This window comes from Methanimicrococcus blatticola (genome assembly GCF_004363215.1).
GTDB classification, from domain to species: domain Archaea; phylum Halobacteriota; class Methanosarcinia; order Methanosarcinales; family Methanosarcinaceae; genus Methanimicrococcus; species Methanimicrococcus blatticola.
Map to the genome: position 1 here is coordinate 169,735 of NZ_SNYS01000006.1, position 21,877 is coordinate 191,611.

Consider the following 21,877-nt stretch of genomic DNA (forward strand, 5'->3'; position numbering starts at 1 on the left):
TTCCGCTTAAAACAAGTTTTTGGCAGTCGCGTACATATATTTGATTTTGGCGGCGTGTTCTAATTGCGCCGTTATGTTATACGCTTCTTCAAGCGTTTCTCCAATTGCAATTGTCCCGTGGCCGAGAACAACAACGCTTTTTGTTTTCCCGTCCTTGAAAGCCGCCGCCGCATTTTTCGCCAACTCATCGCTTCCGATGCCGCCTTCGATAATCGGGATTTCTTTTAAAAACAATTTTCCTTCGCTGTCAATCGGCACAATTGTTTCATTTCCGGCTTCGTGTTCCAAAATTGACATCACGACGGAATACGGGCAATGTGCATGAAGAATGACTTTTGCTTTCGTTTCCGAATATATTCTGCGGTGAACGGGGGTTTCTGAAGACGCCGCCTTTTCAATTGCCGCTAAAACGCCTGCTTCCGTCAGCGTATCTTCTTCACCGTTATAAATCGGCACTTCAATGACACTGTTCACACCGATTTCATCCAACGCCGCCCCTGTTTTTGTAATAATGAAAGAATTGCCCGAGGCGGAGCGAACGCTGATATTTCCGAAATTCGCTTCCACCAAACCCGATTGAACAACCTTTTTGCCGGTCGCCGATATTTTCTGCCACATAATTATCCGATAACTTGTTTTTATGATTTTATTAATTTGTAATCGGATTGATTTTCATCCTTTAAAAAAGCATCATTTTGATTTTCCCCCATAAAATTTATTAATTATGAATTGTATGTAAGGGATACTTCAAAGCGCCTCGTTGGCTTAGGGGTATAGCGGCTGACTTGTAATCAGCAGGTCGCGTGTTCAAATCACGCACGGGGCTTAAAAAAGAATGTTCAGATCACGCAAATTCTGAACATTCAAAAATCGTTTTTTTCAAAAATTAACTGAATTAACTGAAAGTTTCAATTTTTTATCACTTAAACTTCACAGCCGTCCCGTAAACCAAAACTTCAGAAGCACCTTGCATAATCGAAGAAGTTGAGAACCGGACATTCACAATTGCATCCGCGCCCAATTTCTCCGCGTCTTCAATCATTCTTTGCGTTGCTGTTTCGCGGGACTGGTTCATTAAATCGGTGTACGCTTTAAGCTCGCCGCCGACAATGTTCCTGAGACCCTGAGTGATGTCGCGGCCGATATTTTTGGCTTGGATTGTTGTTCCTTTGACAAGACCGAGTGTTTCAAGTTCTTTTCCGTTGATGTATTCTGTGTTGACGATAATCATTTTTTCACCTTTTGTTGTTTTTCTTATCTTGATTATTATTATTTTGATTTACTGAAATGAATTGCTTCCGATAATGTTATTTTCCAGAATTCTTCTTCTTCCCAATTCTCAGGAAATCCCATTGCTTTCAATTTTAAATTCGGGTATTTTTTAAGCAATTTTATTAATTGAATTTTAAAATCATTTTTTGAATCTATTATGTTTAACATATATTGTATACAACAAAGGACGGCATAAATTTTGTTTGTGTATACCTTTTTATTCTTGACAAATAAATAATGTGTATTTTGTGGCATTATGATTCTGGGCGCAATCGTTCTGTTCCATAATCGGCTATGGTGAGCACATATATTTCGAATATTGTTCAAACAGTGCATCCAATTTTCTAAAATATGAGCTGAAGGAAGGCCGAAATAAGTTACAATTTCTTTTTTACAGGGATCTTTTGAATTCAGATTTGAAAATAAATTCGATAAATATCCGAAAGTGACTGTTTCTAAGCTTGACCAGCAAGGCGGCTCAGTCGGATTTGTATATGTTTTATAATAATGTTTTATGAATTCTTCATTACTGTTTTTTGAATCTGAACAAAGTTTTAAAATTGCCGCACTATGTTTTGTTTTATCTGTAAAATGAATCGGGTCGAAATGCCAATGGCTGTTTTTATGTCCGACAGCATATCTGTAAATTATCTGGGTGCGCAGTCCGATCTCTATCTTTTCAATCGTGTATAATATTAAAGATCGAAATTCACTGTCAAAATTATACAAATCTAAAACCGTTTCAAAATTTACTGAACCGATGAAAAGCTGTGATGGGTCTGTGTTATTTTGAAATGGATATGTATATCCACGAAACCTATAGTAATTGTTATTATAAAAAAAGTGTTCTGCAACCTCTTCATCAGTAATAATCAAACCTCTTGTTTTTAACAAAGAAATTTGATCACGGACAGACAAAGGCGGTTTCGCATATTGCATTCTTGATCAAAAATTAAAATGTGGATGACCCGCCGAGTGTGCATCGCTGAGAGGCCCGGCAGGTACTGTTAATCTAATGTTGAACTTCAACATATATATGTTTTCTTATTTTTTTTTACATTTACAATTCTGAATCAAATCACAATACACTTTTTCAATGATTGTTTCCAGATTGACAATATCTTCGCGGTTGTATTCGAGAAGTGTGTCCAGTGCCGCCTCATCACCGCGTTTGTAGCGGTGCCACAAGCGAACCGCTTCCCATCCGTCAACCTCTTTAATATTGTCGCCACGAACGATTCCCATTTCGCGTTCAATCTTTTTGAGACCGCCGCAGTAGCCGATGCGTTTGAGCGGATACATTAAATCAATATGAAGCTGATCAAAATTAATTTCCGGAAATTCGCGTTTGATAAACGGCAGATCGAAGCGGGCGCCGTTAAACGTGATGAGCATTTTGTATTTTGAAAACTCGTCAACAATTTCATCCAAATCAATGCCTTGAACGTATGTTCTGGCTTTTTCTCGGTTGTAAATTCCGACAACCGTAATCGTATCCTGACCGGGCGCAAGACCCGTTGTTTCAATATCAACGAAAGCGACATCTTTTGAAAATTCAGAATAAGCACGCCAATGCTCGGCCGAAGGCAGGCTTTGCGCGAAATAACAATGGTCTTTTTCTTTCAAATGCGATTCCGATTCGTCAACGCCGACGGAAATCGCTTTCTTTTTGGTTTGGGAAACCGGAAGGCTGTCAAGTTGTTCAATAGCTTCATCCCATGAATTGATTCCGAAATCCCAAATGTTTTTCTCCGCACCTTTTCCGATGCCGGTCATGTGGAGATAAGAGTTTCTAAGCATATTTGAATCAATAGAGATTCAGTTCTTTAAAGTTTTTGACGAATCCGATAAAGGTTGAGAATCGAAAATATTTGAAACATCTCTTAAATCATCCAAATCTCTCTTGAAAGCGAACACAGGCGCATCATTTCGTTTGAGCCGCTTGCGTTCCTTTCAGCCGCATGCACTTTATTTTCGTTCCGACACTGCCGGATTTTTCGAAAAAACGAGCTTTGTAGGAATGTCAACAGCTTGCCTTTTTCCTCAAAAAAGGCATGAAGCAAACTATATATAGATTCAAAACCGATTAAGAATTGCAATAAATCAATGAAATTTATTGTATTATCTCTAAATCAGTGATGAAAATCTCAAAAGAATATGAGACTTTATCTCAAAAGGATATGAGAGTATGCAGACAATGCAGAACATCAGTACAAAAAAAACTGTAAATAAAAATACAACGGAAAACGCGCCTTTCGGTGCAGGAATCACCAGTCAAACAAAACTCACACTCACAAGATTATTCATGCTTGCCTCGATATTCGGGCTGGCGTGGCTTGTTACAGCGCTTTGACGCGCTTCTGTGAATTTAAAACAATGAAACCTTAAAGGGTTTCAATTGTTTTTCTTTAAAACTACTTTTCAAACATATTTCAACGGCAGCAGAAATGCTTTTTGTTCATTTCATCTGTTCATCTCATTTATTCGCCGATTTGTTTTTTATTGTTCTATTGTTCATCTGATATTTTCCGCTTCTGAACGCTTCAATCATATTTCCCGTTAAACTCATTAATGAATCAACTTCGGGAATCTCTGTTCTGGGAACCCAAACAGCCTCTGACAATTCTTTATCATCCAAGCGAAGAGTGCTGTCGCCGTCTAAATCCGCGAAAAATCCCGCCAGCAAAGATTCAGAAAGTCCCCACGGCTGGCTTTTGTAATATGTAATATTTTTCACATGAACGCCGACTTCTTCTAAAACTTCCCGGCGAACCGCGTTTTCCAAAGTTTCGCCGATTTCAACAAAGCCCGCGACAAGCGCGTAATTTCTGTATTCAGAAGCCGCCGTTGTGTATTTTGTCATCAAAAGGTCTTCGCCGTTTTTAATGCCGACAATGACAACGGGCGAAATTTTCGGATATTCCGTCAGATGGCAATTCGGGCAAATAACGGCGCGCTCGTCATTTTTATGCGTTGTTTTCTCACCGCAGCGTCCGCAAAATTGACGCGTTGAATACCATTTCGATAAATGAAACGCGGTCGCGCATGCAAATGCCTGAGTTTTCGCGGCATCGGTTAAAACGCCCCGCATTTTTTTATATTCAAAACGTTCGCCGCTTTCCAAATCTTTCCCGACACTGGGCGCCGCTAAAAAATAAGATTCATTGTTGATTGAAAAAAGATAAACCGCATTTTTTTGAATTTTTACTTTCTCTTCAAAATCATCAAACCGAGGAATCTCAAGAGCCGTTTCATCATTTTTCAACAAAACCAGATCCTCTTTGAAAATCAAAACAAAATCGAAATCCTTCGGCTCTTTGTTTTCAAATTCATTTCGGAATTGATTCGGTTCGATGTCTTGAAGCATGTTTTCGCCGGCTTTCAGTTTTTAGTATTTTTCATTTCCCGCGTTTTTCTGTCTCTGCTCAAGCGCGAAAGTCAGTGCGTTAATCTGTGTCGGAATCGCACCGATTGCCGTGCATGTTTCCAAAGAAATACCTTTGGTTGTAATGTCCAAATGATATTCCGCGCGTTCGAAAAGGTCTTTCGGCAAACCTTTGCGGCCGAGGCCGACCAAAAACATATACGATTTTTTGCGCATATTTCCGGCGGCGACATCAAGCGGCGTCAGCACTTTTTGAGGATACGGTTTAGATGTGGTTGTGACAACGGATCCGAAATGCGCGGGAAACCCTTTCGGCGGGAGGTCTGATACAAACAAATGATGTTCTTTATTGAGCAAATCCAAATATTTGCCGGATTCACCGATTGTGGTTTTATCCATTACGAATTCAACGAGTTCGTCTTTGTCCATTTTAAACGGAAAATCAAAAAGTGCGAGAGAAAAACCGTAAGCGTAACAAATCGGCGCGGCGCGGGCAATTGCCCTGTAATGCGCGTCCACGATTTTAATTTTGTCATACATATTGACGATACCCATTGTCAGCATAATTTTCCCTCTTAAGTTGTTTTATTGGTTTTATTGTTCAGAAAACGGCTTTTCGTTTATACTTTTTGACCATACTTTTTGATCGAACGCCGGATTTAATTTTCATTTCGATTCAAGCCGTTTTGCTAAAACCGTTTGATTGCAGTTGTCATGGCTCTCACAAGAGATACATTCCTCCCACAATTCTTTTTTTACACATTCGGCCTGCTTTTCAAAACCGAGGTGTTCAAAAAAATGAGGCGCGGTTGTGCGCGTGTAAATCGTGTCCGAAGTCATTTCCGGCGATGCGGCTCTGTCTTTTTCAATTTCTTCAATCAGCCGATTTAAAAGAAGTTTCCCGTATCCTTTTCCTTTAAAGGAAGGCATCACTGCGATGGTGTGAATTTCATAAAAAGAAATGCCTGTTTTGATTGATTTTAATTTTTCAAAAACGGCGCAACCGATTATTTTTCCGTTTGTTTCGGCAACATAAAAATCATTATGCGGAATGTCATCGCGGTCTAAAAAATAAGTGGATAAAATGATTTCAATCGCCATTTCATCTTTTTTTTCGGCGGGGCGTATGATGACATCTTTTTTATTTTCCGTTTCCGTCATTTTTCCGTCTCACCATTCTCTTTAAATATCCATGCTGCCGCTTCTGAATCCTTCCAAGTCGATCGTCATGTAAGAAAAACCGTTTTGTTTCAAAAACAGAATGAATTCTTCAATTCCCTTTTGATTTTTTTCATCGAAGAAAATCCTCCCTTCTCCTTTCCCGACTTCAACGCGCGCGATATTTCGACCGGTGTCATCCGTATGGCAGCGGATTCGAATTTGACGCGCGCCGAGATTTTCAATCATTTTTTCGGCGGCGTCGATTGTTTTCAAAATTTCAGAAGTCAACGGGAAATCATATGAAAAACGTGTCGCAAGGCAGGACATTGAAGGCTTGTCGGCGACAGCGAGATTTTTGCGCCGCGCTATTTCTCTGATTTCCTCTTTCGTTATTTTTAAATCGGCAAGCGGGGTTTCTATTTTCGGCAATTTTGCGCCCCGTTTTTCTTTTAATTCCAAAAGTGCCGAATATCCGGGGCGCGGAATTTCATTGGAATCGTTCATCAGCTTATCGGAATAATTCGTTCCTTCAATGACGGTTTCAAATCCGTTGTCTTCGGCGTATTTCAAAAGCGTTTCAAACATTTCTTTTTTACAAGCGTAACAGCGGTCTTTTTGATTGTTTTTGATTTCCGGAATTTCCAACATTTTCTTTTCAATGAAAATATGCAGAATCCCGATTTCATTTGCCGTTTCGAGCGCGTTTTGGATTTCCCGATCCGATACGAGTTCTGTTTTCACGGTGACGGCAAGCGCATTGATGCCGGCAGCAGCGGCAAACGAAGCGAGAAGCGCACTGTCCACGCCACCCGAGAAGGCGATTAAGACGCTTTTCTGATTCTCAAAATAAGCAGAAAGAGCTTCATTTTTGCCGGTTTTTGTCATTTTATTCCCTGGTCTGATAATTCCGTTTTATTTTTTAATGGTATGCATGACATTCAATTATATTTATTGATTTTTATTTTCATTATTCGGCGCGTTCGGCGGAAAGTTAATAAACATTCTGGTTTTTCCAATCAATGCTATTTATAAAGGAATTCACCAAAGTGATTACCATGGAAAATAAAACTTATAAGGGAAAGGCCTTCAAATTCGGTGACGACGTTGACACCGATGCCGTTATTCCGGGCACTTACCTAATTTTTAACACACCGGAGGAATTGTCGCAGTACACATTCTGCGGCGTTCGCCCTGACTTTGTGAAGCAGGTTCAGCCGGGCGACATCGTCGTCGGCGGCAGCAATTTCGGATGCGGTTCCTCACGCGAACACGCACCGCTCGCCCTCATCGGCTCACAAGTCAGTTGTGTCATTGCGAAATCATTCGCACGCATTTTTTACCGCAATTCCATTAATGTCGGTTTACCGCTCGTTGAGTGCGCGGAAACGGACCGTATTAGCGACGGCGACATTTTAGAAGTCGACCTCGGCGCAGGAATTGTCAAAAATATTACCAAAAACGAAGAATACAAAACCGTGCCGTTCCCCGACTTTTTATTACAGATTGTAGACGACGGCGGGTTAATTAAGCACACGCAAAAGAATCTGTAATTTGCGTGAGCGTTTCGGATTTCGGAATTCATTTGAATTCCATTTCAAATTTCTTTATTCTTTTCATTTTTATTGATTATTCTTTAAAAAAATTTAAAATAAAACTCAGGAGCATCAAAAATGACTCAATATAAAGTGCCGACAATCGGCGGTGACGGAATCGGGCCTGAAATCATCAGGGAAGGACAAAAAGTGCTTGACGCAGCCGGAGAAGTGTTCGGCTTTGATGTCGACTGGATTGATTTCCCGCACGGCGCCGACCACTATTTGGAAACCGGCGAATTGGTTTCCGATGAAACAATCAAAGAGCTTTCCGGCTACAAAGCCATCTACCTCGGCGCGCTCGGCGACCCGAGATTGACACCGGGAATTCTGGAAAAAGGAATTCTTTTGAAACTTCGTTTCGCGTTTGACGAATACATCAATCTCCGCCCGATTAAGCTTTTGGACGGCGTTGAAACACCGCTCAAAGACAAAACCGCCAAAGACATTGATTTCGTTGTCGTTCGCGAGAACACGGAAGACTTTTACATCGGCATCGGCGGCCGCGCATCAAAAGGAAAAAAACAGGATCTTCTTGAAGTTGAGAGAGATCTTTACAGCGCGAAATTCAATTTGGACATTGAAACCGACAGCGAAGAAATCGCTTACCAAATCGGCATGATTTCAAAAGAAGGCACCAAGCGCGTGATGGAATATTCTTACGATTTGGCCGCCAAACGCAACAACCATTTGTCTTCCGTTGACAAGGCAAACGTTTTGTCCGACATTTACGGCTTTTGGCGCGAAACTTTTGAAGAAGTCGGCAAAGGATATCCGACGGTTCAAACCGATTTCAATTATGTTGACGCCGTTACCATGTGGTTTGTTAAAAACCCTGAATTCTTTGACGTCGTCGTGACACCCAATATGTTCGGCGATATTATTACCGATCTCGGCGCGATGATTCAGGGCGGCCTCGGCCTCGCGCCCGGCGGCAACATCAATCCGAAAGGAACAAGCATGTTTGAACCGATTCACGGCTCCGCCCCAAAATACAAAGGCATGGACCGCGCGAATCCGCTCGCAACCATCTGGGCCGGCGCGCTTTTGATTGAAACGCTCGGTGAAAAAGAAGCCGCCGACACAATCGTCAAAGCAATTGAAAAGACGATTCTTGACAAGAAAGTCAACACCGTTGACATGGGCGGCAGTGCCAAGTGTTCTGAAGTCGGAACAGAAGTTGCGAGATTGGTGAAAGAACTCGGCAAAAACTGAGTTTTTACTTTTTATTTTTTCTTTTATTTTTTGAGGTGTAACAAATGAAAGTAGGATTAAATCCGATGTCAACAAACAGAAGATACATGTCCGGCAACGACCGATTTTAAATTTATGCGCGAGAAAAGGGGTGCTTTTGAAGGCATCGAAGAAGAAATTGAAATTGTCGGCGTGAATTCATGCGGCGGGTGTCCCGGTAAAAAAGCTGTGTTCCGAGCTCAGGAAATGGTTCGGCGCGGCGCGGATACAATTGCTTTCGCTTCGTGTATTTCTAAAGGGACTCCTATCGGTTTCCCATGTCCGTTCGCAAAAAAAATGCAGAATGCGGTTCAAACAGTCGTCGGCGATAATATTCGAATCCTTGAATATACGCATTAAAAAAGATTAAAACCAGTTCATTTTTTAAAAATTAAAAAATTAATGCAGAAGAAGAACTTCATTCTTCTTCATCATAAATCATTGTGCCGATGCCGGTATCTGTGAAAAGCTCAAGCAAAAGCGAATGCGGTGTGCTGCCGTTGATGATATGGACGCTTTCAACGCCGCTTTTGACGGCGACTTCGGCACCTTTGATTTTCGGGATCATGCCACCTGAAATGATTTCCTCTTCTATGAGTCCGTCAATTTCGGAAAGTTTGATTTTTGAAATCCGACTTTCTTTGTCTTTCACGTCACGGAGGACGCCGGAAATGTCGGTCATCATAATGAGTTTTTTCGCGCCCATGGCCGCGGCGATGTCACCTGCAACGGTGTCGGCGTTAATGTTAAGCATCTGGCCTTTTTTATCAATCGCAATCGGGGAAATGACCGGGATGTAATTGTTTTCAATCATGATTCGAAGAAGCCCCGGATTGATGATTTCGGTTTCGCCGACCCAGCCGATATCCACGTCTTCTTCGTTGCCGTCGATGATGATTTTTTGATTTTTCTTTTTGGCGGCGACAATTAAATTTGAATCCACGCCATTGATACCGACGCCTTTGGCGCCGTGTTTATTGATCAGTGAAACCATTTTTGTGTTAATATTTCCGACCAAAACCATCATCGCGATTTCAAGCGTATCGTCATCGGTGACACGTAGACCGCCTATAAATTTCGGCTGCTTGCCCATCTTTTCCATTTTCTCATTGATTTCGGGACCGCCGCCGTGAATGATAATCGGGTTAATGCCGACATAATGAAGCAAAACAATATCTTGGATGATTTTTTCCATGACGGCTGTGTCTTTTTCAGGATTCAGCATCGCGTTGCCGCCGACTTTAATCACCATTGTCGATCCTGAAAAATCGCGGATGTAGGGCAATGATTCAATCAAAACATCTTCCAATTTAAGTGTCATATTTGCTTCCTGCCGATTTTTTTATTTTTGAGTTTTTCATATATTCTTTAAAAAACTGTGAATTTATTGTCAATTCATAATTATTGTTTAATGAGCCTAATGTATTTGACATTTTAAACATTTTGTTCTTCCTGAAATTTATGCTCAAAATTATCGACAATTCACGAAGTGGCTCTTTTAAGGTCGTTCTTTTCAGTGCTGCTTCTGTGCTATGCGTTTTTCAAAACTTTTTTTTTGCTTTACTTTGCTAGATTACGAAATCAATATCTACTCTCAGCCTTTCTGTTTTTCGAAAAACAATGTCGGAAGAACTCGCTTAAATCGAAAATTTCAAAATTATTCGGTACTTATGTATAAAATTATCTTGGCTTCGAAATGCTTGAAAAATTTTCGTCAAAACAGTATACATAGAATCAATTTTTCAATAAAGTATTTATATGAGCTTCTCTAATTGGTTCTTAGCAATATCGTATAGTATTGCAAAGGTGATTAAGATGGCAGAAACAAGAAACTTTGTTTTAAGAGACAAAAATGGTAACGAATCCGGTGTCTTTACCGGCAAACAGCCCAGACAGGCAGCCTTGAAGGTCGCAAACCGCGGTGCAGGCACAAAGAAAAAGCCCGAAACAATCATGCTCAGAGAAAGAGGAACCAAGAAAGTCCACGTCTTCAAAGCATGGAAAGAAATCGTTGACGCGCCCAAGAACAGACCGGCATGGATGCCCCCGAAAATCAACAAACCCTTTGTTGAGAAAGTCAAGATCGAAAAGATTGACGAAATCTAAGTTATTTTTATCTAACGGCAAAGCAGTTTCTGCTTTGTCGTAAGTTTTTTAACGCCTCACGTTAATCTTTTTTCTCTTTTCACACTTCCTTTAAATTTTATTTAATTTTTAATTTTATTCTTTATTTTATTCTTTAATTTTCTTTGATATTTTTCTTTGATTTATTCCGATTTCTGAATTTTTCCGGATTTAATCGATACATCGCTTTTTCTTCAAATTCAATAAACCCGAACGCCCGATAAAACCCAAAAATCAAAAGGTGATTTTATTATAGGTTTATTTCGGCGTTCGTTTTTTTTAAATTATGAAAACGGATGTATGGTTTGAAATAACAGATTCAAACACCAAACAACCACCCGCTAATTTTCGATTCCGAGCTGAGTAAAACGAAGCGAGGAGTCGGAAATTTGCGGATTCGTACCCAGCCGATACAGCAAAATCAAAAAACCGTTTTTCAAATCAAATTTATCCGTCGACATCTTCTTTGCTGCGTGCATCTGCTCTTTCTTATCACATCCGTTCGCTTGCGCGAACGGGGCATGAGTACCTGCCGTTCAAGCTCTCCGCTTTGTTGTTCAAGCTCTCCGTTATTGTCGCTCGTCTGCGCTGCTCTCTTTTCACAGTCGCCCGCGCCGCCGCCTGCGCGAACCCCGCCGTTTTCAAAAAATATCAAGTCCGAGATCCGGTATTTTATATTTGTAAATTCTCCAAAAACTTTATTCGATTCAGCGCAGCATTCATTTGTATCGTGTTTTATTGACTCATTATAGAAATGAATAGAATATAGAAGGTTAAAATATGACAAAAATCGGATTCATCGGGATGGGAAATATGGCAAAAGCCATTGTCAGGGGTTTTATTTTAAAAGATGCCGTTCCTCCCGAAAATATTCTCGCTTATGCGCCGTCACAGGAAAAATTAAAAGAGTTTGCCGGCGAAACCGGAATTATTTCTTACGCTGTTCTTGATAAAATGATTCAGGATTCCGATATCATTCTCATTGCCGTTAAACCGGATCAAATTGAAGAAGTCATTACGCCTGTTAAGGAATTGCTCAAAAACAAAGTGTTGTTATCGGTTGCTGCCGGCTGGGATTATGACAAATACGACTCCCTTCTTGACGCAAGCACACGTCATCTTTTTATCATGCCGAGCACGCCGGTTCAGATCGGCGAAGGGATTTCTCTTTTTGAGCAAAAACATTCTTTAACGGCAGATGAATTTGAAACGGTTGAAAAGTTATTTTCGACCATCGGTCTCGTTCAAGTTCTGCCTGGCAATCTGATGAGCATCGGTGGAACGGTCAGCGCCTGTACGCCCGCGTTTCTCGGCATAGTCATTGAAGCAATTGCAGACGGCGGCGTTAAACACGGTCTGCCGCGAGATGCCGCTTACAAGCTGGCCAGTCAAGTGCTTATCGGCACCGGAAAGACACAGCTTGAAACCGGTCAGCATCCCGGCGAAATGAAAGATGCTGTCTGTTCACCGGGCGGTCTGACAATTCAAGGCGTTGTCTCGCTTGAAAATGACGGATTCCGCGCCGCAATTATCCGCGCGCTTGACGCGTCCGTGAAGAAATAATCTTCAATTATCAACACAGACTCAACACGGACATATCATTTTTATATCAACAAGGATTTGTTAGCGATATTATTATTCAAAAAACATTATGAGGTAATTCAAAAATGACACAATGCCCGATTCTTCCGGATGTCCAGGCCAATCGCCCGAGCGTTCCGATTAATCTGACACGCGTCGGTGTGACCGATGTCAAAAAACTGATTGAAATCAAAAGGGAAAACAAAAGACCGATTATTTTAATGTCGTCTTTTGATATTTTTGTCGACCTTCCGTCTGACAGAAAAGGTGCCAACCTTTCCCGAAATTTTGAAGCGATTGAAGAAGTTTTAACCAACATTTCCCTATCACCCGTTTACGAAATTGAAAATTTGTGCGGCGACATCGCCGAAAATCTCATCGGGCGTCATGAATACGCATCCCGCGCAGAAGTTCGCATGAAAAGCGAATACATGATCCGCCGCAAATCTCCGGCAACAGGCGTTGACTGTCAACAGTTCGTCGATATTTTCGCCGATGCCGTTGCCGAAAGAACCGAAGGCACAAGTGCTGTTCAAATCAAAAAACTCATCGGCGCCGAAGTCATGGGAATGACGGCATGCCCCTGCGCGCAATCCATGATGCAGGAAGAAGCCGAAAACAAACTCAAAGAACTCGGCATGGCAGATGATAAAATCGCCCAATTCTTTGACGCGATTCCGATGGCAAGCCACAATCAGCGCGGCCGCGGCATCATTTCCATCCAAACATTGGATACGACCGGCGTTCGCCTCGAAAACATCATTGAAATCATTGAAGCGTCCATGAGCTCCAACGTTTATGAAGTTCTCAAACGCGCCGATGAAAAAATGGTTGTCGAGCAAGCACATAAAAATCCGAAATTCGTTGAAGACTGTGTCCGAACGATGGCCAAAAAAGTCGTCGACACATTCCCGCAGCTTCCCGATGATGCGATTATCACAATCAAGCAAATCAATGAAGAAAGCATTCACAAACACAATGCTTTTGCCGAACGCGTTGCCAGAATCGGTGACATCCGCTCGGAAATTCAAAACGGCTGAAATATTTCCAATATTTCCGACGCATTCGTATTTGTTTTTTAAAAGCCTCCTTCTTTTAACAATTGAAGGAGGCCGTACGTTTTTTAAAATCTTTATTTAATTTTTTCAAATTTTTCTTTAAAATTCTTCTCTGCTATTACGGGCGAAGTCCGCTTCCGCCTTGCAATGTAATTGTTTCCCCTGTTAAATAATGCGCATCATCAGACGCTAAAAATACACAAACAGGGCCGATGTCTGTTGCCGGTTCCGCGAATCTTCCGAGCGGAATGCCTTGAATTGTTTTTTCAAATAATTCCGGATATTCGGATTTCCATTTCTCAAGTCCCGGTGTCATAGCAAGCGGGCAGACAACATTTACGCGAATGTTATCCGGACCCCATTCCGTTGCCGCAACTCTGGAAAGGCCTCGAATCCCTTCTTTTGCCGCCGCATATGAAGATTGCCCGGGTTTTCCAAACAACCCAGCGCCGGTGGCAAAATTAATCACCGATCCTTTTGTTTCTTTCAAATACGGGTAGCACTCTCTCATATAATAAAAAGCAGCATAAAGGCCCGAATAAATGGCTAAATCAAAATCTTCTTTTGTATGTTCAATAAGGGTCAATCCCGATTTTGAAGCTTGGGCATTATTAATCAAAGTGTCAATTCTTCCGAATTTTTCAGCTGTCTTTTGAATAACATTTTTCACATCTTCTTCTTTTTCGCCGTCTGCCTGTACCGGAAGTACGGCAACTCCGAATTCCTTTTCCAGTTTTTCTTTTGCTTCAATCAGTGCTGATTCCTGGCGGCCTGTCAAAACAAGATTTGCTCCTTCCCGCGCAAAAGCGGTTGCCAACCCATAACCGATTCCTTTCCCGCCGCCGGTAATAATCGCAACTTTTCCTTCCAATTTTCTCATTCTTTTCCTCCTAAACGTACTCAGAAACATAGATTTGTGCGGATCTCCACTTTTCTCGTCTCAGGAACGCATATTCATTTTTTATTTTGACCGGACCGGAAACGAAGCAAAGTATCCTATTATCAAAAAAGTGCTGCACATTTTAAATTTATCTCGAAGGCGGCTCATTCTGTTTTTATACGCGGTGCTCATTAAGGTTCCGATTTTGATATTTTTATTTTTTAAATCTTTTATTTTGACAGAATCTTTTTAATCCTTGGGCACATTCCAATAAAACATGGCAGAGCTCAAAGTTTTTGACATTCGCGGCCGCGAAATGAAAGTCGGCGATTATGTCAAATACATTAATACGGGAACCATCGGTGAGATTACCGAAATCATGGAAGATGACGAAGGCATTTGGGCTTTCTTAGATTCCACCGAGCTTTATTACAAAATCGAACTTTTAGAATTCACCGACGAAGTCGTTAAAACAGAAGCCAAACGCAAAGATTTGGAAGCCGACATTGAAGAGAAAATCCGCATTCGCGAAGAAGCCATTGAATCTCTTCAAAACGTTGAAAGCCGTGACGCTCCTGGCGGCGCAGGTTAATTTTTTCATTTCAGCGGCGCATATTTTGAAGCTCACGACGTTCCTGCATAATGCATTTTCCGCCGCGTCGCCCGCCGATCGGATTGTTCGGACATCCCAATGAATTCATACAGCGCGCCATAACCGCCGCGCCGCGCGCAAGTCCGTCTTCGGCAAAAATTAATTTCTTATCGGGATTTTCAAGAATTCCTCTTGATTTCAGTTTCTGAATTATTTTTTCTTTTTTCAATCCCGTTATGCCGGCACGGCCGGTGATTCCGATTAAAGTTTCATCTGTCAAAAGCCCTTCCTTTCGAATGCAATCAATCAGCTGAACCGTTATTTCAGACATAACGTCATCAATTAAAGCAGAAACGGCTTCCGTTCCTGTGGTTTTGTAAACATTTTCCCCGATTTCAGCCAATTTCTTTAAATCTGATCCGTTTTCCCCGACATCGCAGCCGAAAAGAAGAGTACCTGCATTTTTTGAGGCGGCGACGTTAACAGTGAATGGGCCGAACTGTTTTCGAGTTTCGGGAATTTTTATCACATGAATATATTTCATGCTTTCAGCAGCGGCTTTTTCCACAACCGAAAACGTGTTTTCCGGCGGTCCCGCCGCATTTTCCGATTGAATCCATTCATACGCGCTTTTTTCAGGCGCGATGTTTTGAAGAAACGCATCGGCGACCGCGCCGGCATAGCCGCAAAAATTAGCGATTGTTTTTGCGTACGGGCTGCTGCCATCAGCAATTCTGCCCGAGAGCGTTGTTCCCATGTCAATCGCGACACACGGATTTCTGAGGTCTGCGCCGGTGTGTTTTCCGGCTTCTTTGAGTCCGGCCAGTGCAAGTTCTCCTTCCATTTCGTTTGAAACGATACCTTCACCGAATCCTGCGGGCGGGCGAACGCCGGCAACGGCGCCGTCAAAATAAACGCGATCAAGATATGAATAAGGTTTTAATTTGTCAGGCATATTTTCAAGACTCAAATATCCTGTCATTTTCCGCGGGGAAAAACCGGCAAGAAGGCATCCTTCGGCCAGCGCGAGAATAATCATTTCCAACTGTTCGCCTGTTTCGGCGGTCACGCCGGTTGAGCGGACAACAAAATGAATGTCATCCGGCGTTAAATTCTTTTCAAAAAGAGCTTGGTGAATCGTGTCGCGAACCAATTCCGACAATGTTTCTTTTGTCAGTTCTGTTCCGCTGACGGTTTTTCCGAAAACTTCTGAACGGTCAGCGGGTTTTTGAATGTCGCGCGTCAAACGAACACATTTCCCGATAATATCCGTTTTTCCGGTTGTTAAATCCGTTGCCGTTAAAATGCATTTTGTTGTTGTATTTCCGGCTTCGACAGACGCAACTACAAACGAAGAATCGGTAATCTTCAGCTTGTTCAAGTTGAAGTTTTTGCCTAAAAAACGGCTGCCTGCAAATTCATGGTCAACGGACATAAATATCTTATTTTTTACTTTGTGTCAGAAAAAATCTTTATGCCTTATAATATATTCTGTTTGAATACAAAATGAATCAAAAATTAAATTGCCATTTTGAATAAATCAGACAAATTAAATAAATCGAAAAATAACTGCAAATTATAATATGCATGTTAATTAATTACAAATCATCGTTTCCGAACAAAATTTGTAAAATTTTCGCCCGTTTCCGGCTTATTTGTTTTATTAATAATCGTGACAAAAATTTATGCATGTAGATAATCTTTTATTCAATAACTGATACAAATTTAAATATCGTAAAAAACACGTTATCAACCCGTGTGAACCTTTAAAAATCGCATGTGGGGTCTATGAATGATTCAAAAAGATGAAACGAAAGAACTTGCTTGGGTCGCTCGAATTGCTGTCGAAGACAAAGACATTCCCGAATTCCAAGACAAAATCAATCAAAAATTAGATTATTACACCGTGATTGCGGACGCACCGACTGACGGCGTCAAAAAGACCGTCAACCCGTCCCGCTTGAATACGGTTCTTCGTAAAGATGTCGTGGTTCCCTCCATGAAAGTTGAAGACGCTCTCAAAAATGCGCCGGACGTCTATGAAACATCCTTCAAGATTCCCAAAATCTTGTAATGCATCGGCTGTGAACTATAAATTCATTATTGAGGGAAAATATGACAAAAGATATTGCATCATTTAAGGCAGCCGGCGACAAAGCTGTGGCCGAAAGCCTTGAAAAAATTAAAAAAGATGATTCAGGCATTTTTATTGCCGCTTGCGGCGATGCTAAAGCAGCCGGCTCAGGTCCGCTTTCCGGCATTCCGATCGCCGTTTCAGACAACATTTCAACAAAAGATGTTGAAACAACATGCGGTTCAAAAATCTTAAAAGGATACGTTCCGCCGTTTTCCGGGAAAGCCGTTGACGATTTAACAAATGCCGGCGCCGTTATTGTCGGCAAAACCAATATGGTTGAATTCGGAATCCTCGGCGCGGTAAGCACCAAAGGTCCCGTCAAAAATCCGCTTGACAACACGCGAAAAGGCGGTCCGAGCGGATCCGCGGCAGCAGTTGCGGCAGGCATTGTTCCGGCAGCGGTCTGCTCCGATGTCGGCGGTCTTCTCCGCGTTTCTGCTTCTTTTTGCGGAACGGCGGCGTTTAAGCCCAGTTACGGCGCAGTTTCCAGATTCGGTCTCATCTATTACACGGGATCGCTTGACCAAATCGGCGTGACCGCGACAACCGTTTCTGATGTCGTTACTGTCATGGATGTTCTTTCCGGAAACGATAACCGCGACACAACTTCTTTGCCCGATAAAATGGTTTATTCCGGCGGCAAACCGCTTTCCGGATGCAAAATCGGAATTCCCGAGGAATTTTTAGAAGGCGTCAGCGCCGATGTCATGAAAACATTTGACGAAGCGGTTGCAACTTTTGAAAAACTCGGCGCAACCTGCAAAAAGTTTTCCATGAATACGGCAAAATATATGCAGCCTGTTCACGATATTATTGCAGCGGGCGAGAGTTCCGCGATGCTTGCCAAGTACGACGGTACCCGATTCGGTCCGCGCGCGGAAGCTGACAACTGGCACGAAATGATTGCCAAAACAAGAGCGCTTTTCGGCCCTGTCGTTGAGCGCAGAATCATGCTCGGCATTCACCTTTTAATGGCCGGGCAATACAATGATTATTATATGAAATCCATGCAAACCCGAACGCTCATCATCGAGGAATTCGAATCCGTTTTCAAAGAATACGATCTTTTGATTTCCCCGACCGCAAAAGATGTTGCGCCCGAACTCGGCGGCGCGTGCGGTGCCGGGTGCGATCAGGAATTCAGTTCCTACTCGACAGCGATTGCAGGCGTTGACTTAGCCGGTCTTCCGGCAGCGACTGTTCCCTGCGGCTTTGTCGGCAAACTGCCGGCCGGGCTTCAGATTATCGGCGGCTACTTAAAAGACGCAGATGTGATTGCAGCGGCTGAGGCGTTTGAAAAGGCAGCGGATGTTAAATCTCCGGAGGCGAAATAATGGTTTACGAAAACCCTGACGGCGTGATGATTGGTCTTGAAGTTCACGTTCAGCTCAACAAGGCGAACACCAAAATGTTCTGCAGCTGCACATCCGATTACACGGACAGTGAAGCCAACACTTGCCTTTGCGCGGGCTGTTTGGCGCTTCCCGGAACAACGCCTGTTCTCAACGAAAAATCCGTTGATTACGCCATTCGAATCGGTTTGGCGCTCAATGCCGAAATTGAAAACGAAACCGACTTTTTCATGAAGAGTTATTTCTATCCTGATCTCGGAAACGGGTATCAAGTGACTCAGTTTGACCGGCCGATTGTCAAAAACGGGTCTGTCGTGATTGAAGGTGAAGACGGCGAATTAAAAGTCCGTATCACGCGCGCGCACATGGAAGATGACCCCGGTAAAATGGCACACTTTGGAACGATTGAGAAATCAACCGGCAGTATCATTGACTTTAACAGGTCCGGTATGCCGCTTGTTGAAATTGTGACGGCGCCGGATATGAGATCCGCGAAAGAAGCCCGCCGGTTCTTGGATAAACTCAGAAGTATTTTGGAATATTTGGATGTCTTTGACGGCACCCGCGAGGGCGCAATGAAGGCTGACGCCAACATTTCAGTCAACGTTTTCAACGGCAAACGCATCGAAGGAACACGTGTTGAAGTGAAAAATATTTCTTCTCACAAAGCCGTTGAGAAAGCCATCAATTATGAAATCATGCGTCAGAAGGACTATCTTCGTAAAAACAAGCAGTTGGTTCAGGAAACACGTCACTATGATGAAGACAGAAACGTCACCATCAGTCTTCGTGTGAAAGAAACGGCTGATGATTACCGCTATTTCCCTGACTTTGATTTGGTGCCGATGATTGTCGGTGACCGTGTTGAAGGCATTCGCGCTCAGATGCCGGAATTACCCGATGCCAAACGCGAACGTTTTGTTTCTCAATACGGCATTTCCGATGCTCACGCCAAGAGTTTGGTGACCGAGCGCGCTTTCGCAGATCTTTTTGAAAGTGTTGCCGCTAAGGTTGACCAGAAATCGGCGGCTTCTTGGGTTGCCGATGTTGTTAAGGGTGAACTCAACTACCGTGATTTACCGATTACGGCAATCAAGGGCGACGATATTGTGACTGTTATTGAAATGGTAACAAAGAAAGAAATCAGTGAAGAAAGCGGTGTCACTGTGATTCGTACACTTTTGGATGACGGCGGCAAACCGGCCGACATTGTGAAAGCAAAAGGATTGGCAATGGTTGCCGATGATTTCATTGCGACAGCCGCCAAAGAAGCGATTGCCGAAAGCCCTGACGCGGTTGCCGACTACAAAGCCGGAACTGAAAAAGCGCTGAACTTTATCGTCGGAAAAGTCATGCAGAAAGCCAAAGGAAAAGCTGACGCAAGATTGGCCCGTGAAATGGTTCTCAAAGAACTTGAAAAAATGTAAAACTTTAAAAATATACAAATTTTAAAAAATGTAAATTGAAGTCGGATTTATCCGATTTCTTTTTATTCTTTCTTTTTTCATTCTTTTTTTCAATCATTCCCTTTTTTTCAGTTATTCTTCATTTTTCAATTGGTTCTATTCTTTTTTATTAATTCTTCAAGTTTCCATTCCCTTTTCATTCGTTTTTCAATCTTTTTCATTCATTTCGATATTTTCATTCACTATTACATTATCTTTGTAATTTATTTTGTCAGTAAAGTTTAATACTGTTCACAGCAAATTTCGTTTTGAATCCTATGAATCTAAAAAACATTTTTTTAATCTCAATGATTTATCTTTCTTTTATCGCTTTGAGCGGAACAGCTCTCGGCGCTGAAGATGATTCTGACTCTTCGATTTTATCTTCTTTTGCTGACGATATTTCAGATTTTGCTGATTCCCATCCTCAAATGTATTGGATTTTATTGATTTTCTTGATCGCTGTCGCTGTTTACGTTTATTACATCTGGCATGATTACAACAGAGACGATGATTTCTTAGTCAAGAAACACTGATTTATTCATTTTCAGTTTCTTTTTTCAACATTTTTCAAAAATCGCGCCGATTTTTTTCATTTCTTCAAAAAAGTCGGGATATGAAATTTTAACGGATTCGGCGGTGTCAATCGTCACGTCACCGATCATCATTCCGGCAATAAATAAGGACATCACAATTCGATGGTCATTCCAACCGTGAACGGCCGTTCCTTTCATTTCGTTTTTGCTCTTTTCGCCCGAAATAATCAAACCGTCGGCAGTTTCTTCAATCACTGCGCCGAGTTTTGTCAGTTCTGTTGCCATCGCTTTCAGGCGGTCGGTTTCTTTAAAACGAACATGTTCGGCATTTGTAATTCTTGTTTCGCCGTCTGAGAACGCGCCGAGAACAGAAAGTGTCGGGACCAAATCCGGCGTTTCTCCGGCATCCCAAACAATTCCTTTCAATCTTTTGCTGTTTTTGTTTGACACGCGGATTATTCCGTTTTCTTTATCCCATGAAATATCGGCGCCGGCTTTTTCCAATATTTCAACAATTGCGCTGTCGCCCTGCGCTGACGGGAAGAGTCCCGACATTTCGACTTCCGCTCCGGGAATGAGTGCGCCGGCTGTTAATAAATAAGACGCCGATGAGAAGTCGCCCGGAATTATGTAGTTGCCGAGGTCGTATGTTTGTTTTCCGGGAATGGAATATACAAGCACTTCTGATTTTGTGCCGTCTTTTTCAGTCATTTTCCATTTAAAATGTTCTTTAATTTCAATGCCGGCCTTTTCGGCGACTTCGAGTGTAATGTCAACATACGGTTTTGATTTCAAATCGCCGTCAATTGAAATGATAGAATCGCCTCCTAAAAGCGGGCAGGATAAGAGAAGCGCAGAAATAAATTGTGAACTCATGCCGCCGTCAATTGAAAAATTGCCCTGTTTGATTTTTCCTCTAACAATCAACGGCGCACAATCGTTGTTATTTTCAGAATAAGCCTCTGCGCCCATTTCGTTCAATGTTTTTAAAAGCGGCGTATTCGGTCTTTTTTGAATTGATTCATCGCCTGTCAGCGTCACAGAGCCGTCGGCAACGCCTGCAAGCGCCGTCATCAAACGCAAAGTTGTTCCCGAATTGCCGACATCAATCGGCTTTTCAGGCGTTTTCGGCTTTCCGTCAAAGCCTCTGATTATTATTTTAGTTTCATTTGTTGAATCCGTTCTCTCTTCAACATTTGCGCCGAACAGTCGGCACGCTTCCATTGTTGATTTTGTATCCGCCGAAAGCAGCGGATGAGAAAGCTCGACTTCCTTTTTCCCCAATGAAGCAATAAAAACAGCGCGATGCGTGTAGCTTTTTGAGGCCGGTGCCGGTATTGTTCCTTTCGGCGTTGATTTTTTGACGGAAACAATCATGACTCGTCATATCTTTTTATTAATTAATAAGGATTCGTTTCAATCAATCTCTTAGTATTTACTTAGCATTTACTTAGTATTAATAATCTGAATCCAAAAATGATACAAATTCAAAAATAATACAATTCAAAAATGATACAATTCAAAAATAA

The 21,877-nt window shown here is 42.1% G+C and carries 25 protein-coding genes and 1 tRNA gene; 14 read left to right on the top strand and 12 right to left on the bottom strand.

Translation table 11 applies throughout. The annotated features are described in order from the left end of the window. Positions 1 to 6: 6 nt before the first annotated feature. Positions 7 to 618 (bottom strand): aldolase, encoded by a 612-nt coding sequence (locus C7391_RS02800; protein ID WP_133517029.1) that lies wholly within the window; start codon positions 616 to 618, stop codon positions 7 to 9. A gap of 136 nt (positions 619 to 754) precedes the next feature. Here C7391_RS02800 and C7391_RS02805 point away from each other — a divergent pair. Beyond that, positions 755 to 826 (top strand) — tRNA-Thr (locus C7391_RS02805). Positions 827 to 919: 93 nt separating this feature from the next. On the opposite strand, the gene C7391_RS02810 is transcribed toward C7391_RS02805, so the two are convergent. The 3 genes from C7391_RS02810 to C7391_RS02820 all read right to left on the bottom strand — a co-directional run bounded on the left by C7391_RS02810 (position 920) and on the right by C7391_RS02820 (position 3,072). Continuing rightward, entirely contained in the window at positions 920 to 1,231 is a 312-nt protein-coding gene (locus tag C7391_RS02810; RefSeq protein ID WP_133517030.1) for a YbjQ family protein, read from the bottom strand. A gap of 38 nt (positions 1,232 to 1,269) precedes the next feature. After that, the gene (locus C7391_RS02815) at positions 1,270 to 2,190 is read right to left on the bottom strand and encodes an Abi family protein (RefSeq protein ID WP_166627380.1); all 921 of its coding nucleotides are present in this window, start codon (positions 2,188 to 2,190) and stop codon (positions 1,270 to 1,272) included. Positions 2,191 to 2,316: 126 nt separating this feature from the next. Continuing rightward, positions 2,317 to 3,072, bottom strand: a complete 756-nt coding sequence (locus C7391_RS02820) for a ribonuclease H-like domain-containing protein (protein WP_133517032.1) — start codon at positions 3,070 to 3,072, stop codon at positions 2,317 to 2,319. Between the two features lie 388 nt (positions 3,073 to 3,460). Between C7391_RS02820 and C7391_RS08245 the strand changes: the two genes are divergently transcribed. Beyond that, entirely contained in the window at positions 3,461 to 3,625 is a 165-nt protein-coding gene (locus tag C7391_RS08245; RefSeq protein WP_166627381.1) for a hypothetical protein, read from the top strand. Positions 3,626 to 3,748: 123 nt separating this feature from the next. Here C7391_RS08245 and nudC read toward each other — a convergent pair whose 3' ends face one another. The 4 genes from nudC to larE all read right to left on the bottom strand — a co-directional run bounded on the left by nudC (position 3,749) and on the right by larE (position 6,703). Further along, positions 3,749 to 4,639, bottom strand: coding sequence for an NAD(+) diphosphatase (gene nudC, locus C7391_RS02825; RefSeq protein WP_133517033.1), 891 nt, complete (start codon positions 4,637 to 4,639; stop codon positions 3,749 to 3,751). A 21-nt stretch (positions 4,640 to 4,660) separates the two neighbouring features. Next, on the bottom strand, positions 4,661 to 5,221 hold the full coding sequence (locus tag C7391_RS02830; RefSeq protein WP_133517034.1) for a DUF531 domain-containing protein: 561 nt from the start codon (positions 5,219 to 5,221) through the stop codon (positions 4,661 to 4,663). 102 nt (positions 5,222 to 5,323) lie between these two features. Beyond that, positions 5,324 to 5,818 (bottom strand): GNAT family N-acetyltransferase, encoded by a 495-nt coding sequence (locus tag C7391_RS02835; protein WP_133517035.1) that lies wholly within the window; start codon positions 5,816 to 5,818, stop codon positions 5,324 to 5,326. Positions 5,819 to 5,839: 21 nt separating this feature from the next. Next, positions 5,840 to 6,703 (bottom strand): ATP-dependent sacrificial sulfur transferase LarE, encoded by an 864-nt coding sequence (gene larE / locus C7391_RS02840; protein ID WP_133517036.1) that lies wholly within the window; start codon positions 6,701 to 6,703, stop codon positions 5,840 to 5,842. 170 nt (positions 6,704 to 6,873) lie between these two features. On the opposite strand from larE, the gene C7391_RS02845 reads away from it, so the two are divergent. From C7391_RS02845 to C7391_RS02855, 3 genes are all read left to right on the top strand, one after another. Beyond that, the gene (locus tag C7391_RS02845; protein ID WP_133517037.1) at positions 6,874 to 7,368 is read left to right on the top strand and encodes a 3-isopropylmalate dehydratase small subunit; all 495 of its coding nucleotides are present in this window, start codon (positions 6,874 to 6,876) and stop codon (positions 7,366 to 7,368) included. Positions 7,369 to 7,488: 120 nt separating this feature from the next. Next, positions 7,489 to 8,625, top strand: a complete 1,137-nt coding sequence (locus C7391_RS02850) for an isocitrate/isopropylmalate dehydrogenase family protein (RefSeq protein ID WP_133517038.1) — start codon at positions 7,489 to 7,491, stop codon at positions 8,623 to 8,625. Between the two features lie 114 nt (positions 8,626 to 8,739). Continuing rightward, on the top strand, positions 8,740 to 9,003 hold the full coding sequence (locus C7391_RS02855) for a CGGC domain-containing protein (RefSeq protein WP_229386282.1): 264 nt from the start codon (positions 8,740 to 8,742) through the stop codon (positions 9,001 to 9,003). A gap of 58 nt (positions 9,004 to 9,061) precedes the next feature. On the opposite strand, the gene argB is transcribed toward C7391_RS02855, so the two are convergent. Further along, positions 9,062 to 9,964: an acetylglutamate kinase gene (gene argB, locus C7391_RS02860; protein ID WP_133517040.1), complete on the bottom strand. Its 903-nt coding sequence runs from the start codon at positions 9,962 to 9,964 to the stop codon at positions 9,062 to 9,064. Positions 9,965 to 10,458: 494 nt separating this feature from the next. On the opposite strand from argB, the gene C7391_RS02865 reads away from it, so the two are divergent. The 4 genes from C7391_RS02865 to mptA all read left to right on the top strand — a co-directional run bounded on the left by C7391_RS02865 (position 10,459) and on the right by mptA (position 13,388). Then, positions 10,459 to 10,749, top strand: a complete 291-nt coding sequence (locus C7391_RS02865) for a non-histone chromosomal MC1 family protein (protein WP_133517041.1) — start codon at positions 10,459 to 10,461, stop codon at positions 10,747 to 10,749. A gap of 484 nt (positions 10,750 to 11,233) precedes the next feature. Next, positions 11,234 to 11,509 (top strand): hypothetical protein, encoded by a 276-nt coding sequence (locus C7391_RS02870; RefSeq protein ID WP_133517042.1) that lies wholly within the window; start codon positions 11,234 to 11,236, stop codon positions 11,507 to 11,509. A 38-nt stretch (positions 11,510 to 11,547) separates the two neighbouring features. Continuing rightward, complete coding sequence (proC, locus tag C7391_RS02875; protein ID WP_133517043.1) at positions 11,548 to 12,330, top strand: pyrroline-5-carboxylate reductase; 783 nt, start codon at positions 11,548 to 11,550, stop codon at positions 12,328 to 12,330. Positions 12,331 to 12,434: 104 nt separating this feature from the next. After that, positions 12,435 to 13,388, top strand: coding sequence for a GTP cyclohydrolase MptA (mptA, locus tag C7391_RS02880; protein WP_133517044.1), 954 nt, complete (start codon positions 12,435 to 12,437; stop codon positions 13,386 to 13,388). 136 nt (positions 13,389 to 13,524) lie between these two features. Here the strand turns inward: mptA and C7391_RS02885 are convergent, their stop codons facing one another. Further along, on the bottom strand, positions 13,525 to 14,286 hold the full coding sequence (locus C7391_RS02885; RefSeq protein ID WP_133517045.1) for an SDR family NAD(P)-dependent oxidoreductase: 762 nt from the start codon (positions 14,284 to 14,286) through the stop codon (positions 13,525 to 13,527). A 277-nt stretch (positions 14,287 to 14,563) separates the two neighbouring features. On the opposite strand from C7391_RS02885, the gene C7391_RS02890 reads away from it, so the two are divergent. Beyond that, positions 14,564 to 14,878, top strand: a complete 315-nt coding sequence (locus tag C7391_RS02890) for a DUF2098 domain-containing protein (protein WP_133517046.1) — start codon at positions 14,564 to 14,566, stop codon at positions 14,876 to 14,878. A 10-nt stretch (positions 14,879 to 14,888) separates the two neighbouring features. Here C7391_RS02890 and C7391_RS02895 read toward each other — a convergent pair whose 3' ends face one another. Next, positions 14,889 to 16,313 (bottom strand): methanogenesis marker 14 protein, encoded by a 1,425-nt coding sequence (locus tag C7391_RS02895; protein WP_133517047.1) that lies wholly within the window; start codon positions 16,311 to 16,313, stop codon positions 14,889 to 14,891. A 357-nt stretch (positions 16,314 to 16,670) separates the two neighbouring features. Between C7391_RS02895 and gatC the strand changes: the two genes are divergently transcribed. The 4 genes from gatC to C7391_RS02915 all read left to right on the top strand — a co-directional run bounded on the left by gatC (position 16,671) and on the right by C7391_RS02915 (position 20,348). Then, the gene (gene gatC, locus C7391_RS02900) at positions 16,671 to 16,952 is read left to right on the top strand and encodes an Asp-tRNA(Asn)/Glu-tRNA(Gln) amidotransferase subunit GatC (protein WP_133517048.1); all 282 of its coding nucleotides are present in this window, start codon (positions 16,671 to 16,673) and stop codon (positions 16,950 to 16,952) included. A gap of 41 nt (positions 16,953 to 16,993) precedes the next feature. Next, positions 16,994 to 18,349, top strand: coding sequence for an amidase family protein (locus tag C7391_RS02905; RefSeq protein WP_133517049.1), 1,356 nt, complete (start codon positions 16,994 to 16,996; stop codon positions 18,347 to 18,349). Next, positions 18,349 to 19,794, top strand: coding sequence for an Asp-tRNA(Asn)/Glu-tRNA(Gln) amidotransferase subunit GatB (gatB, locus tag C7391_RS02910; RefSeq protein ID WP_133517050.1), 1,446 nt, complete (start codon positions 18,349 to 18,351; stop codon positions 19,792 to 19,794). The genes C7391_RS02905 and gatB overlap by 1 nt, the downstream gene beginning before the upstream one ends. Positions 19,795 to 20,090: 296 nt before the next feature. Then, positions 20,091 to 20,348, top strand: coding sequence for a hypothetical protein (locus C7391_RS02915; protein WP_133517051.1), 258 nt, complete (start codon positions 20,091 to 20,093; stop codon positions 20,346 to 20,348). Between the two features lie 24 nt (positions 20,349 to 20,372). Here C7391_RS02915 and aroA read toward each other — a convergent pair whose 3' ends face one another. Next, the gene (gene aroA, locus C7391_RS02920; protein WP_133517052.1) at positions 20,373 to 21,725 is read right to left on the bottom strand and encodes a 3-phosphoshikimate 1-carboxyvinyltransferase; all 1,353 of its coding nucleotides are present in this window, start codon (positions 21,723 to 21,725) and stop codon (positions 20,373 to 20,375) included. Positions 21,726 to 21,877 lie beyond the last annotated feature (152 nt).

Bases quoted from the DNA above. Each gene is read 5' to 3' on its own strand.
- C7391_RS02800 (WP_133517029.1), bottom strand. From the start codon at position 618: ATGTGGCAGAAAATATCGGCGACCGGCAAAAAGGTTGTTCAATCGGGT.
- C7391_RS02810 (WP_133517030.1), bottom strand. From the start codon at position 1,231: ATGATTATCGTCAACACAGAATACATCAACGGAAAAGAACTTGAAACA.
- C7391_RS02820 (WP_133517032.1), bottom strand. From the start codon at position 3,072: ATGCTTAGAAACTCTTATCTCCACATGACCGGCATCGGAAAAGGTGCG.
- C7391_RS08245 (WP_166627381.1), top strand. From the start codon at position 3,461: ATGCAGACAATGCAGAACATCAGTACAAAAAAAACTGTAAATAAAAAT.
- nudC (WP_133517033.1), bottom strand. From the start codon at position 4,639: ATGCTTCAAGACATCGAACCGAATCAATTCCGAAATGAATTTGAAAAC.
- C7391_RS02830 (WP_133517034.1), bottom strand. From the start codon at position 5,221: ATGCTGACAATGGGTATCGTCAATATGTATGACAAAATTAAAATCGTG.
- C7391_RS02835 (WP_133517035.1), bottom strand. From the start codon at position 5,818: ATGACGGAAACGGAAAATAAAAAAGATGTCATCATACGCCCCGCCGAA.
- larE (WP_133517036.1), bottom strand. From the start codon at position 6,703: ATGACAAAAACCGGCAAAAATGAAGCTCTTTCTGCTTATTTTGAGAAT.
- C7391_RS02845 (WP_133517037.1), top strand. From the start codon at position 6,874: ATGGAAAATAAAACTTATAAGGGAAAGGCCTTCAAATTCGGTGACGAC.
- C7391_RS02850 (WP_133517038.1), top strand. From the start codon at position 7,489: ATGACTCAATATAAAGTGCCGACAATCGGCGGTGACGGAATCGGGCCT.
- C7391_RS02855 (WP_229386282.1), top strand. From the start codon at position 8,740: ATGCGCGAGAAAAGGGGTGCTTTTGAAGGCATCGAAGAAGAAATTGAA.
- argB (WP_133517040.1), bottom strand. From the start codon at position 9,964: ATGACACTTAAATTGGAAGATGTTTTGATTGAATCATTGCCCTACATC.
- C7391_RS02865 (WP_133517041.1), top strand. From the start codon at position 10,459: ATGGCAGAAACAAGAAACTTTGTTTTAAGAGACAAAAATGGTAACGAA.
- proC (WP_133517043.1), top strand. From the start codon at position 11,548: ATGACAAAAATCGGATTCATCGGGATGGGAAATATGGCAAAAGCCATT.
- mptA (WP_133517044.1), top strand. From the start codon at position 12,435: ATGACACAATGCCCGATTCTTCCGGATGTCCAGGCCAATCGCCCGAGC.
- C7391_RS02885 (WP_133517045.1), bottom strand. From the start codon at position 14,286: ATGAGAAAATTGGAAGGAAAAGTTGCGATTATTACCGGCGGCGGGAAA.
- C7391_RS02890 (WP_133517046.1), top strand. From the start codon at position 14,564: ATGGCAGAGCTCAAAGTTTTTGACATTCGCGGCCGCGAAATGAAAGTC.
- C7391_RS02895 (WP_133517047.1), bottom strand. From the start codon at position 16,313: ATGTCCGTTGACCATGAATTTGCAGGCAGCCGTTTTTTAGGCAAAAAC.
- gatC (WP_133517048.1), top strand. From the start codon at position 16,671: ATGATTCAAAAAGATGAAACGAAAGAACTTGCTTGGGTCGCTCGAATT.
- C7391_RS02905 (WP_133517049.1), top strand. From the start codon at position 16,994: ATGACAAAAGATATTGCATCATTTAAGGCAGCCGGCGACAAAGCTGTG.
- gatB (WP_133517050.1), top strand. From the start codon at position 18,349: ATGGTTTACGAAAACCCTGACGGCGTGATGATTGGTCTTGAAGTTCAC.
- C7391_RS02915 (WP_133517051.1), top strand. From the start codon at position 20,091: ATGAATCTAAAAAACATTTTTTTAATCTCAATGATTTATCTTTCTTTT.
- aroA (WP_133517052.1), bottom strand. From the start codon at position 21,725: ATGATTGTTTCCGTCAAAAAATCAACGCCGAAAGGAACAATACCGGCA.